General features: G+C 58.3%; 15 protein-coding genes. 8 read left to right on the top strand and 7 right to left on the bottom strand.

Features of this window, described 5'->3' with window-relative positions:
* The first annotated feature begins 54 nt into the window (after window positions 1-54).
* From IPP03_02575 to IPP03_02565, 3 genes are all read left to right on the top strand, one after another.
* The gene (locus IPP03_02575) at window positions 55-966 is read left to right on the top strand and encodes a transposase (GenBank protein MBL0351617.1); all 912 of its coding nucleotides are present in this window, start codon (window positions 55-57) and stop codon (window positions 964-966) included.
* A gap of 115 nt (window positions 967-1,081) precedes the next feature.
* Complete coding sequence (locus IPP03_02570; GenBank protein ID MBL0351616.1) at window positions 1,082-1,513, top strand: glycosyltransferase; 432 nt, start codon at window positions 1,082-1,084, stop codon at window positions 1,511-1,513.
* Between the two features lie 48 nt (window positions 1,514-1,561).
* A protein-coding gene (locus tag IPP03_02565) for an IS3 family transposase (GenBank protein ID MBL0351615.1) occupies window positions 1,562-3,122 on the top strand; the annotation gives its coding sequence in 2 pieces (ribosomal slippage) (window positions 1,562-2,001 and window positions 2,000-3,122; 1,563 coding nt in all).
* A gap of 94 nt (window positions 3,123-3,216) precedes the next feature.
* On the opposite strand, the gene IPP03_02560 is transcribed toward IPP03_02565, so the two are convergent.
* Complete coding sequence (locus IPP03_02560) at window positions 3,217-3,411, bottom strand: hypothetical protein (GenBank protein ID MBL0351614.1); 195 nt, start codon at window positions 3,409-3,411, stop codon at window positions 3,217-3,219.
* Between the two features lie 54 nt (window positions 3,412-3,465).
* On the bottom strand, window positions 3,466-3,681 hold the full coding sequence (locus tag IPP03_02555; protein ID MBL0351613.1) for a YdcH family protein: 216 nt from the start codon (window positions 3,679-3,681) through the stop codon (window positions 3,466-3,468).
* Between the two features lie 281 nt (window positions 3,682-3,962).
* On the opposite strand from IPP03_02555, the gene IPP03_02550 reads away from it, so the two are divergent.
* The 3 genes from IPP03_02550 to IPP03_02540 are packed head-to-tail and all read left to right on the top strand — an operon-like array spanning window position 3,963 to window position 6,235.
* Complete coding sequence (locus IPP03_02550; GenBank protein MBL0351612.1) at window positions 3,963-4,271, top strand: IS66 family insertion sequence element accessory protein TnpB; 309 nt, start codon at window positions 3,963-3,965, stop codon at window positions 4,269-4,271.
* Window positions 4,271-4,648 carry an IS66 family insertion sequence element accessory protein TnpB gene (gene tnpB, locus IPP03_02545; protein MBL0351611.1) on the top strand — a complete coding sequence of 126 codons (378 nt, stop codon included), beginning with the start codon at window positions 4,271-4,273 and terminating at the stop codon, window positions 4,646-4,648. Before IPP03_02550 ends, tnpB begins: the two co-directional genes overlap by 1 nt.
* 9 nt (window positions 4,649-4,657) lie before the next feature.
* A complete protein-coding gene (locus tag IPP03_02540; GenBank protein ID MBL0351610.1) occupies window positions 4,658-6,235 on the top strand; it encodes an IS66 family transposase in 1,578 nt (525 codons plus the stop codon).
* Between the two features lie 283 nt (window positions 6,236-6,518).
* Here IPP03_02540 and IPP03_02535 read toward each other — a convergent pair whose 3' ends face one another.
* The 3 genes from IPP03_02535 to IPP03_02525 form a co-directional block, all read right to left on the bottom strand.
* Complete coding sequence (locus IPP03_02535) at window positions 6,519-6,866, bottom strand: DUF3024 domain-containing protein (protein MBL0351609.1); 348 nt, start codon at window positions 6,864-6,866, stop codon at window positions 6,519-6,521.
* A 74-nt stretch (window positions 6,867-6,940) separates the two neighbouring features.
* A complete protein-coding gene (locus IPP03_02530) occupies window positions 6,941-7,309 on the bottom strand; it encodes an RNA-binding S4 domain-containing protein (protein MBL0351608.1) in 369 nt (122 codons plus the stop codon).
* 83 nt (window positions 7,310-7,392) lie between these two features.
* Window positions 7,393-8,013, bottom strand: coding sequence for an SOS response-associated peptidase (locus IPP03_02525; protein ID MBL0351607.1), 621 nt, complete (start codon window positions 8,011-8,013; stop codon window positions 7,393-7,395).
* Between the two features lie 38 nt (window positions 8,014-8,051).
* Between IPP03_02525 and IPP03_02520 the strand changes: the two genes are divergently transcribed.
* A complete protein-coding gene (locus IPP03_02520) occupies window positions 8,052-8,252 on the top strand; it encodes a hypothetical protein (GenBank protein MBL0351606.1) in 201 nt (66 codons plus the stop codon).
* A gap of 171 nt (window positions 8,253-8,423) precedes the next feature.
* Window positions 8,424-9,638, top strand: a complete 1,215-nt coding sequence (locus IPP03_02515; protein ID MBL0351605.1) for an IS4 family transposase — start codon at window positions 8,424-8,426, stop codon at window positions 9,636-9,638.
* A 453-nt stretch (window positions 9,639-10,091) separates the two neighbouring features.
* Here the strand turns inward: IPP03_02515 and IPP03_02510 are convergent, their stop codons facing one another.
* Both IPP03_02510 and IPP03_02505 read right to left on the bottom strand, forming a co-directional pair.
* The gene (locus IPP03_02510) at window positions 10,092-10,199 is read right to left on the bottom strand and encodes a thermonuclease family protein (protein ID MBL0351604.1); all 108 of its coding nucleotides are present in this window, start codon (window positions 10,197-10,199) and stop codon (window positions 10,092-10,094) included.
* Window positions 10,200-10,440: 241 nt separating this feature from the next.
* Complete coding sequence (locus IPP03_02505; GenBank protein ID MBL0351603.1) at window positions 10,441-12,150, bottom strand: hypothetical protein; 1,710 nt, start codon at window positions 12,148-12,150, stop codon at window positions 10,441-10,443.
* Window positions 12,151-12,186 lie beyond the last annotated feature (36 nt).

Genomic DNA, 12,186 nt, shown 5'->3' with positions numbered 1-12,186 from the left:
GCGAGTTCAACTTCAAAGTGTAATTTTGAATAATTTGTGTGTAATGGAATGGGCTTGCGGGTCTTGGCGGCGGATGCATCGAAGGTACGTCTGACCTTGCTTGACCTGGAAGGGCGCCGCCATATTCGAGAAGCGGCCATCTTCGGTTTGTTTCGGCCAGGGATCGAATTGTTCGACTCGCTGATTTTGCACAGTTCGCTGGTCGGCGAACGTCAGATGTTGTTTGAGCGGCTTGACCGACTCGGTGCTCAGGACATGCTGGTGCTTGATCGCGGGTATCCGGGTGCCTGGTTGGTCGCGGCGCTGTTGCATCGAGGTATCCCCTTTTGCATACGCTGTGATTCGTCCGCTTCCTTTTCTGCCATCACCCAGTTCATGCGATCCGGAGAAGATGAGGCGCAGGTGACATTGCCGCCACCGCATCGTCAGGATGCCATTGATTACGAGTGTCCGCGTCTGCCTTCTATGGTTCGCCTGATTCGTCAGGTGACGCCGACTGGCAAGGTACGGGTCTTGATGACCTCCTTGCTTGATACCGCGCGGTATCCGGCCACAAGCTTCTCAGCCCTTTATCACAGCCGTTGGCGTATCGAGGAGGCGTTCAAGCGCATCAAACACCGGCTCAATCTGGAGCACACGTCCGGCCTGACTTGGCTGGCCGCCTGCCAGGATGTTGGGGCCAAGATGGTGTGTGACAATCTCAATGCCCTGGCCACCTACCTGGCTGCGGAAGAGCGGCTGCCCAGCGATTCGCCATGGGGAGTGAATCGGACGATGGCCTTCAATACCGTACGTCGTATCTTGCCCCGAGTCTTGGCGGGTGTGCAGCAAATCACCACCCGAGTTACCAAGGAAATCTTCTCGGAAATCGTCAAAAACCTTCAGAAATTTATCCCTGATCGTGCTCGACCTCGGCCAAACCAGCGAAAGCCTCACCTGTCCTTTGCTTACAAACCCGCCGTATGACTATGGACTAAGTTGAGAGGATTGGACTGGCTCACCCGTCCTATGCAATGACTACCATCTGTCTGTTTCCATAGTATTGCCCGACCTTCGCGGCGGTGGTGCCGAGCGTGTCGCGGTGAACCTCGCCAATACGTTTGTCCAGCGCGGTTATGCAGTCGATATGGTCTTGCTTCCGGCAACAGACGAGTTTCTGTCTGAATTACTGCCGGAAGTGCGCGTCGTTGATCTGAAAGTCAGACGCATACGTTGGGCGATATTTCCGCTTGTGCGCTACCTGCGCAGTGCTCGGCCAATCGTGGTTTTGGCCTGTATGTGGCCGTTGACCGTGGCTGTCATGTGGGCGCGTTTCCTTGCACGAGTACCCATGCGCGCAGTTGTCGCCGAACACACCACATGGTCAAGGTCCAAATTGCTTAAGCGACCTACCGTGGAGTGGCAGATACGTTCTTCGATGCGTCGCTTTTTCCCCAAAGCGGATGGCATCGTGGCGGTTTCGGAAGGCGCTGGCTTGTTGGACGGTTCTGCCAACCCCCCTACGCCAGAATAGTTGTCGCCTCGATAGAATCTCCCCCTGGGGCGGCGACAAAGGATGGAAATGGCAAGGTATTCAGAGAAGTTCAAAGGTAGAGCGGTAGCACGATTGTTGGCGCCGGAAAATGCAGCAATAGATGTGGTGGCCCGTGAAGTAGGCATTGGTTCGGGAACCCTTGAGCGTTGGCGAGATGACGCGCAGTCCATGCCCGCCCGAGGGCGGGCATGGACTGTGGCGGCGCGCCTGGAGGCGGTGATCGTCACTGCGGCGCTGGACGAAACCAGCAAAAGCGCGTGGTGTCGAGAGCACGGCGTTTATCCGGACGAGCTGATCAAATGGTGGGCCAGCGCCACGACAGCGTTGGCCGAACCGGAAGAAGTCAGAGCCAGCCCGCAAGCAACCCGACAAGACCGCAAACGCATCAAGGAACTCGAACGCGAATTGCTACGCAAGGACCGGGCACTCGCTGAAACCGCTGCCCTGCTGGTTCTCTCAAAAAAGTCGCGGCGATCTTCAACAAAGGCGAGGCCGAATGATCGGCCTTGAAGATCGCCAAGCCTTGGCCCAAGACATCCATGCCGCCCATGTCGCCGGTGCTCGGCTCAGGCTTGCCTGCGAGGTAGCCGGCATCGAGTTACGCACCTTGCAACGCTGGAAAGCCATTGAGGGCGGCATCTGCGCAGATCGCCGGCCCTTGTCCATGCGCCCGACGCCCAGGCACGCGCTCAGTGAGGCCGAACGCACGCAGGTGCTTGCCGTGGCCAACGAGCCACGCTTTGCGGCCGTGCCGCCAGCGCGCATGGTGCCGATGCTGGCTGATGAAGGGATTTACCTGGCCAGCGAATCCACCTTCAGCCGAGTGCTGCGTGAGCACGGTCAAACCACCCTCCGAGGACGGGCCAAGGCGCCCAGGCAACAGCGAGTACCGACCGCGCACATTGCCACCACGCCGCGCCAGGTGTGGTGCTGGGACATGACTTATCTGCCAGGCAAGGTTAAGGGGCACTGGTTTCACCTTTATCTCATCCTCGACCTGTATAGCCGCAAGATTGTCGGCTGGGAGGTGCACGGCAGCGATCACGCCGACCATGCCGCGCATCTGGTGCGCCGTACGGCGCTCGCCGAGGGGATTGCCGCACTCGCGACCAAGCCTGTTCTGCACGGCGACAACGGCTCGACGCTCAAGGCCACGACGGTGCTGGCGATGCTCAACTGGCTGGGAGTCAGGCCCTCGTATTCTCGACCCCGAGTCAGTGATGACAATGCTTACGCGGAATCGCTGTTTCGGACGGCCAAATACCGCCCTGAGTTTCCTGCTAACGGCTTTGCCGAGCTCAACGACGCCAGGACCTGGGCAGTCAGCTTCGTGCACTGGTACAACGTCGAGCATCGGCACAGTGGCATTCGTTATGTCAGCCCAGCCCAGCGCCATGCCGGCGAGGATCTCGCCATTCTCGCGGCCCGACATGCCGTCTATACCTCAGCGCGTGATCTGAACCCGGCGCGCTGGACTGGTCAGACACGAAATTGGACGCCGGTCGGTGTAGTGACCCTCAATCCAGAACGCGATTGCATCGCCAACGCGCATCTGGAAGACAAGCTTATTCCGCCATTGGCTGCATGACCGAGGCGACAACTATCTTGACGCGCGCCGATAGGCAATCAACGGGGCAATTATCAGCTTGAACATGGCGCAGCCTTAGAGATATCCAATGTAACTACGACCGGAGCCGCGGCCGGTCGCAACTGGCCGGTGTGGCGTCCTCATCCATGGCGCTACCGAGGGCCAGGCTGTCATGAATGGCCACTGCAGCCAGCACCGCGAGGCTGATGGCGATGACTGAATGAACGGCAAGCTTCAGCCACTTCCGGGCATGGAACGTTGAGCCCTCGATCGTGCTCGACCAATACACCGTTTTCGTAACGTTCGCGGATGACTTTGGACATCTGGCTGGCCTGCGACGTGTTCAGCCTGCGGTCTTGCGCAGGATCTGGTAGATCTCATCCTTGGTTGCCAGCTTTTCTTTCTTCAGCACTTCGATGACGTGGTGCGTGGCCGGCTTGACGCCCGTTTCCATGTTCTTGATTCGCCGGTCGAGTTCGTTGTGCTTTTCGAAGAGATTGAGGAAATGACTGTCGGTGGTCTTGAGATGGGTAATCAGGTCACGGTATTCGGGGAACATGGTGTTTTCTAGATGAAGGTCGATATCGGAATGGAGAGCGCCGGACTAAAAGTATGGCGATCCCCGGAATGCAAAAAGCCAACCCCGGGGGATTGGCTAAGTGCAAGATTCACAACAGAAGCTTTTGGCTCCCCGACCAGGGCTCGAACCTGGGACCTACGGATTAACAGTAGGACGATCCCATTTCTAGATGTAACCGGTAACTCTGCGGCGTTCTTTCCAGCGCCGATCGTGCTGTCGACAATGTCCTCCTCGAATCACGAAACGCGGAGGAGGCCAGGATGGCCAAGGCAGGGGAAGGGTCGCGGGTGCGGCGTAGCGCGAGCGAATGGGAGGCGTTGCTGTCGCGATTTCCGGGCAGCGGTTTGAACGTTGCGACCTTCTGCAAACGCGAAGGGATCAGCGATACCAGCTTCCATCGCTGGCGCACACGTCTGGGCATCGCCCTCGACAGTCAGGACAAGGCCAGCGGCCAGCCGGCCACCTTCGTCGACGTCGGCCCTCTGAGCACAACCACGGCGACGCCCGCTCGTTTCCACCTCACCCTCGACCTCGGCGGCGGCCTGATCCTGCAGCTGGAGCGCCGCTGATGTTTTTCCCTGAAGGCCAAATCCGCGTCCAAGTCTATGGCCAGCCGGTCGACCTGCGCAAATCCTTCGACGGTCTGTACGCGATCACCCGTCATGTCCTCGGTCAGGACCCGCTGAGCGGCCAGCTCTTCGTCTTCTTCAATCGCCGTGGCACTCAGGTGAAGGTGCTCTACTGGGATCGCAGCGGCTTCTGCCTGTGGGCCAAGCGTCTCGAAGAAGGCCGTTTCGTCGCCAACTGGGATAAAGTGCGCACGTGCGAAATCGACTGGACCGGTCTGAAACTGCTCCTCGAAGGGATCGAGCCGGGACGCCGGAAGAAGCGTTATCACGCCTCTGGAGCGCCCATAAAAACACTTCAAAACAGCGGCTTGTGTTAAAATACACGCATGGATTCAGCACGTTACCAGACGGTTTACAACCTCGAACAAGCCGCAGCATTGTGCCCGCAAGAGGTGCTGGATCTGTGCCAGACGCTGTCTGCTGAAATCACCGCACTGAAGCAACAAATCGACTGGTTCAAGCGCCAGATCTTCGGCCAGAAAAGCGAACGACGCATCGACGTCACGCCGAGCGGCCAACTGAGTCTCGGCGAGTTCCCGACGCCCCCACCAGGTTCTGAGTCACCAGGTCGCCCCGTCGCCGCGCATACCCGTCAGCCGACCAGCAAGCGTCCCAGTGACGAAAGCGTGCCCTTCTTCGACGAGAACCGCGTCCCAGTCGAAGTCGTCGAGCTCACCGCGCCGGAAGTCGAAGGCCTCTCTCCCGAGGACTACGAGGTCATCAGCCACAAGGACAGCTATCGCCTGGCGCAACGGCCGGGTAGCTACGTGGTGATCAAGTATCGCCGGCCGGTAATCAAGCTCAAGAGTAACCAGACACTGGTCTGCGCCAACGCGCCGGCCGGTGTCATTGAGGGCAGCCGGGCCGACGTCAGCTTCGTCGCCGGACTGCTGATTGACAAATTTGCCTACCACCTGCCACTGTATCGCCAGCATCAACGCCTGGCCGATGCGGGAATCACCGTCAGCCGGCCGTGGCTGACGCAGATCGGGCAACAGGGCATCACTCTGCTCGAACCGATCTACGAGGCGCAGTTTGCCTCGATCCGCAGCTCGCGCGTCAAGGCGATGGACGAGACGCCGATCAAGGCCGGACAGGGCGCACCCGGCAAGCTGAAAGCGGCGTACTTCTGGCCGGTGTATGGCGAAGGCGACGAAATCTGTTTCCCCTTCTTCGCCAGTCGCGAGTTCAAGCACGTCGAGGCGGCCCTCGGACTGACCGCCGCCGAAGGCGCGGTGCTGTTGTCGGACGGCTATCAGGCCTACAGTCATTACGCGGCGCAGATCGGGATCACGCACGCCCAATGCTGGGCGCACACGCGTCGTAAGTTCTTTGACGCGCAAGACGCGGAACCAGAAGCGGCAGCGCAGGCACTCGCGCTCATTGGGGACCTGTATCAGGTCGAAGAGCGCATCCGCGAGCAAAAGCTCACCGGTGCAAGGAAGCGCGACTATCGTCTGGAGCATGCCAAACCGATCGTCGAGCGTTTCTTCGCCTGGGTTGGCGAACGCTTCGCGGCGCAGGGGCTGTTACCGCGCAATCCGCTGACCAGGGTGCTGGCCTACGCGCGCGATCGACGATGGGGACTGGAGGTCTTCCTCGCCGACCCGGACGTGCCGATCGACACCAATCACCTCGAACGCGCCCTGCGGGTGATTCCCATGGGGCGCCGCTCCTGGCTGTTCTGCTGGACGGAGTTCGGCGCCAGGCAGGTCGGGATCATCCAGAGCCTGATCGTTACCTGTCGGCTGCATCAGATCGACCCCTACGATTATCTCGTCGATGTCCTGCAGCGCGTCGCCGAGCACCCCGCCGACCGCGTCCATGAACTCACGCCACGGGTCTGGAAAGAACTGTTCGCTCAGAACCCGCTGCGCTCGCCTTTGTACGCGTTGCCGAAGTAGGGGCGCTCGACGCCGCGTAGTTGCCGGTTACTTCTTGATGGCACTTAGCGCGAAGAATTGTAACGGGTTTTTCGATGGATTTTCGAGTCGTCGTTGGTCGCCGAACCTATGCCGAACCTGGCTGGGGCGCTATCTTGGTTCCAGGTCAGGAACCCGAATCGGATCAACGGAGTAGGGTGATTTGCCGGCGAACTTTCGCCGAACTCGGGTGGGTTGGAGCGGCGGACTCCAGCGTTCTCGATTTTGGGTGACAATCATGGGTAGGGAAGATTCTGGCAATCACTCAGCCCCAGAAACACCCATATTTATCGCGATCGACCACCTCAAGGAACTCATCGACCGACGGCACGACAGGCGTCGGCTCGTATCCTTGCCACTTCAGGCTGGCGCGCATCCAGAAAATCTTCCAGCAGTCTCGGGCGCGGACATAGGTGGCCTTGGCGAATGGCCGTTTATGGATGATCTTGGGATCGTCCCACTGCGGGCGAATTTCAAGGAGCTCGACACTCTGGCCGGACAGTCGGTAGCCAATGTCCACTTCGTTGCGGATGTGCGGTGGTGGACGCCGCTTGGTTAGGAACTTGTCCAGGGCGTTCTCGATCCGCTTTTTCTCAAGGTCGTTGAAGGCCATCAAATCTCCCTCATCAAACACAGCATTGAAGCATGGCATCGGTCACGCTTGTCGAAACAGGCCGAGATTGCGGATTAGCTATCGCGAAACCGATTCAGCTCCCGCCTGTCCCGCTTCGTTGGGCGGCCCATATGGTCAGCAACCGGAGCGGGTGCAATCTTGCGTAGTTCAGCGGCCTGAGTACGATTCTGAATACTGGCCGGCGTTTCCTGGTAGAGAAGTTGGGCCTCTGAGGCAGGCCTGCGCTGTTCGTTGACGCCCTGCACGATGACCTCCCAATCCTGATCGCCGGCACGGATTTGCAAGCGGTCGCCAATTTTCACATCCTTGGCGGGTTTTGTCGCTGCACCGTTCAACTTGACCTTGCCACCATCAACAGCATCGGAAGCCAGACTACGCGTCTTGTAGAATCGGGCGGTCCAAAGCCATTTATCGAGACGCACCGAGCTTACTCCTGACTATTCGCATGGGTGAATCCTGCAGCCATTGATCTGGCAAGACTTTAGCGGACGCACTGCAGCTTGCATTACAAGGCTGGCACACATTCCAGCCAATCGTCGGGACATGGCGCCAGCATGGACTGCAGCAGCAGTGGATTGCCCGTCTCCGGATCGAGCCAGGCATCCCAATCATTCTTTCCCAGTATCACCGGCATCCGGTCATGGATTGGTGCCATGAAGTCATTGGCCGTCGTGGTGATGATCGTATAGGACGCCACAGTTTCGCCGGTCTCGGGTTGCTGCCAGTGCTCCCAGAGTCCGGCCAGTGCCAGCGGATGCTGCTCAGGGCTGGTGAAGCGCAGTTTCTGTTTCTTCTTCTCGCCGGGGATCGCCCGCCACTCGAAGAAAGCCGACACCGGAATCAGGCAACGCCGTCGCTTGAAAGCTGCCCGGAAGCTGGGCTTCTCGGCGACCGTCTCGCCTCTGGCATTGAAGGTGTGCTGCGCGATCTTGTCATCCTTCGACCACGACGGAATCAAACCCCAGTGTGCCGGCAGGGCCAGTCGCTGGCCTTCGTGAATCCGGATGATCGGCGCCGTATTGGTCGGGCGCACATCGGCATTGCTGTAGGGCGCTGCAATCATGTCCAGCATGAAGTAGAGCGCCAGCATCTGTGGAGATTCATTCAGGTCGTATCGGCCACACATGGAATGACTCTACATCGGAGAATGACTGGGCGGTAGCCATGGAAAAAACTGGTTACATCTCAGAGGTGATCATTTTGACTGGCGATGCTATGGTGCGCAGCTATGGAAGAAAGCATATCAGGCGTCAAGTTGAAAGCATCACTGAAGGCACTATGCCCCTTGATCTGCGGTTGCCTGTTTGTCATGGCCGCCCAGGCGGAATCAAACCATGCAACGGAAAAGTCGCCAACCGTGATTGAAAGGACGGGGGCTGCCATCCAATCCTCTTGACTTAGCGGTCTGTCATCTAATTTTGGCAACTTTGCCATCTGGCCGCGCCAAGATATAATCGAGCATGTAACCAATTGATATAAATAGGCGTTATATGACGGCCTAAATATGCCAATATCGTTTCACGGCTAACGGACTACATTCATGGCGCCAATTTCCTTGCCGCCGCCCGCCGCGAGCCTCGGTTTTTCACCCGAAACCGTGAATTGCCATTCACGAATCTGATCGCTTTCCTGCTCACCGGCATTCGCGGCGCAGTTCAGGCGGAGCTTGATTCCTGCTTTGCCCTGCTTGCCGGAAGAACCCGCCTTTGTCGGGCGATCACGGCCAGTGCCTTCTCAAAGGCGCGCAGCCATCTGGTCGCCAATCTCTTTGAGCCGCTCAATACAGAATTGCTGCGCCTGGTCGATGAGGTCGTTCCGCAGCAGCCGGACTGGCAAGGCTTGCGGGTCTTGGCGGCGGATGCATCGAAGGTACGTCTGACCTTGCTTGACCTGGAAGGGCGCCGCCATATTCGAGAAGCGGCCATCTTCGGTTTGTTTCGGCCAGGGATCGAATTGTTCGACTCGCTGATTTTGCACAGTTCGCTGGTCGGCGAACGTCAGATGTTGTTTGAGCGGCTTGACCGACTCGGTGCTCAGGACATGCTGGTGCTTGATCGCGGGTATCCGGGTGCCTGGTTGGTCGCGGCGCTGTTGCATCGAGGTATCCCCTTTTGCATACGCTGTGATTCGTCCGCTTCCTTTTCTGCCATCACCCAGTTCATGCGATCCGGAGAAGATGAGGCGCAGGTGACATTGCCGCCACCGCATCGTCAGGATGCCATTGATTACGAGTGTCCGCGTCTGCCTTCTATGGTTCGCCTGATTCGTCAGGTGACGCCGACTGGCAAGGTACGGGTCTTGATGACCTCCTTGCTTGATACCGCGCGGTATCCGGCCACAAGCTTCTCAGCCCTTTATCACAGCCGTTGGCGTATCGAGGAGGCGTTCAAGCGCATCAAACACCGGCTCAATCTGGAGCACACGTCCGGCCTGACTTGGCTGGCCGCCTGCCAGGATGTTGGGGCCAAGATGGTGTGTGACAATCTCAATGCCCTGGCCGCCTACCTGGCTGCGGAAGAGCGGCTGCCCAGCGATTCGCCATGGCGAGTGAATCGGACGATGGCCTTCAATACCGTACGTCGTATCTTGCCCCGAGTCTTGGCGGGTGTGCAGCAAATCACCACCCGAGTTACCAAGGAAATCTTCTCGGAAATCGTCAAAAACCTTCAGAAATTTATCCCTGATCGTGCTCGACCTCGGCCAAACCAGCGAAAGCCTCACCTGTCCTTTGCTTACAAACCCGCCGTATGACTATGGGCTAAGTTGAGAGGATTGGGCTGCCATCGAGCATGGCGCCAAGGCCACTGCGCACGGTGTCGAGCGTGGCGCCAAGGCTGCTGCTCATGGTATCGAGCGTGGCGTGCAAGCTACCGGTCGGGCACTGAACAAGGTCTCGCAAAAGATCGGTATTACCAAGGCTTCGGATAGCTGAAACACCAAGGCGTAGCCGCTCGGCTGGCCGTGGCTATTGGTATTTCTTGCCGCCGCTGTCGGCTAGGCAGTAGCGACCGCCCTTCGGGCCGGTGCAGCGCACGGTGCCGGTACATGGATACTGTTGATTCATCTCCGTCCCGGCTTTGACATGCCTGAACTCCCAGGGTGGGACCGGATTCTTGTCGGCCCATAGCCCAAGGCGTTGAGTCTGGGCCTGCTGTTCAGCCAACGATCGGTTGCTGATGTCTGCTCCTTCGCGTAGTCTCGATATCACCAGGCCATCCCAGCCTTGACCTGTGCCAGGTTGGCATCGATTCCATTGACCAGAACTTTGCCGACTGTGCGGCCATAGCGATCCTGTTTCTTCCACTCGACCACAGCCTGCTTTTCGAATAGCCGATGCCAGATTAAGCAGTGTAATGTTATGTGCCCGGTTGCGCGGTTGTCGTCCAACCCCCTAGCAGCCTGTCGGGCTTTCTTGGAAAACCATGCCAAATGGGATTTACGCTCAGAAATTAGGCGGAATTTTCAGTTTTACAACAGTTTCGAACGCGCTTTCGGCCAAAGCACCTCTGAAAATCTCCGTAGCGGTCGTGAATTTCCTAAGTCCGACAGGCTCCTAGATACCGAATATCTGCAAGAAAGTATCCACAATCCCCTGAAGCCCGCGTCCGAAGAGCCCTGAACGATCCCCTGCAGACGAAGTTTCGGTATGGACACAGCAACCCTCGCCACTCCAGCTATCGTTGAACAGGTCCCGCTCACCAAACAGATATGAAATGAAAGTCTCGTTGCGCGCCACCGAATAGGCCAGATTCGCGCTGAAGCCCAGCGTCGCCGCCTGATTGACCGTGCGCCCGGAAACCGCCGACTCGACCCGCACCCCGCGGCAGCCCTTGACGATCAGCTTCGCCGGTCCATGGAAGACAATGTAGCGAAACTGCAGGGTCAGCCACGCGCTGAGCGTTCCAAGTCGCCAGTGACGGGTGATCTTCACCGGTTCGCCACGGGTCTGAAGCAAGCCGACCAGACACCTCGGCTGCAAGACCAGTGCCGAGCCTGCCGGCACATGAAGCAACGAGAACTCAGCCAGCGGGTCCGTCGCTGACGACACTGTCACCCGCTCTTCGCTGGCCGGGCGAATCCGCGTCATGCCGTACATGCCGGAGAGCAAGCTGCTCAGCGGCATTGACCAATCGAGCAACCACTTCGTGTCAGCCTGCGCATTGCGCGGCATGCCCTGCAGATAGCTCGGCAGGATCAGCAATTCATCGCGCCCGTCGACAACGATTGGCAGCGACACCCGCGACGGCACCGTTTGACCTGACTCGCTGCCCACCGAGCCGATCGCCGTTGAAATCTCGCCCGACGAGTCCGGTAGCAGATGGACTGGCGGACGGCTGGTGGCAACCGGCGCGATCAGGTAATAGGTAATCGCCTTGCCCAGCAGCGGGGAGAGCAGGGCGAGGCCAAGTATCCACAATGCACTCGGCAGCAGTTCGATAGCTGGCTGCAGGTACTTGCGCAGGTTCGAACCGTCCAGCATTTGTTCAGTCTTGGCAATGCTCGCCACGAACGGCTGTATCAAGCCATCAACGGCCCTTGAATCCAATTGAAACTGAACCGGCGGTATTCGCTTGTTCAGGGTTTCAAGGATCGCTTTCTGGCGTGAAAGCTCAGCATCGTGCTGGTCCTTGGTGCCTTGCAGCGTCCGTTCTTCTGCCTCAAGTAGCTGCATTGCCCCATATGCGCTGGTCAGGGGTATCTGCCAGGTCAATGATTCTCGTTTGGAGAGTTCCCATTGTGCTTGCTTGCTCTGGTAAATCTGGGCGGCCAGCTTGGCGCTATGATCCATGTGCCATGCGATCTGGCGACTGGCTTCAACAGGTCCGGCGGCAAACGTCTGGAGGTTCCGGGCATAGAAAAGGCCTTGTTGCAGTAGGTTGATCTCGATGTCCAGCTTGGTAATCTGAATGAAGGTAGGAGAAATAGGAACTGCGCGCTCGATCGGGTGGTCATTCCAGAGCTTCTGACGCGTCGTGCTCCTGACGCTGATCTCGGCTTCGAGCGACTTGATGCTGTCGGCAAATAGGTTCACCGGCGCATTGCGGTCCGGGATACGGGACGGCAACGCTTTGGAAAAGGTATCGCGAGCAGTCTCCAGTGTTTGCTTTGTCTCCCGGAGCGAGACCTGCTCGCGTTCAAGATGCTCGTATTTCGCGTACTCGTCGTGCAGGTAGTTGTAGCCGAGCAGAATGACCACGATCGCGATCAGGCTGAGAATAATTCGGACAATCCAGTGTGCAATGTTTGAGATAGGGTTTCGCATGGCTCTAATTATGCTATTGGTGGTTGTATGTGACGA

Origin of the sequence: Candidatus Dechloromonas phosphoritropha (assembly GCA_016722705.1) — a bacterium.
GTDB lineage: Bacteria > Pseudomonadota > Gammaproteobacteria > Burkholderiales > Rhodocyclaceae > Azonexus > Azonexus phosphoritrophus.
Note: the sequence above shows the minus strand (reverse complement) of the source record. Positions and strands in the feature narration are given on the sequence as shown.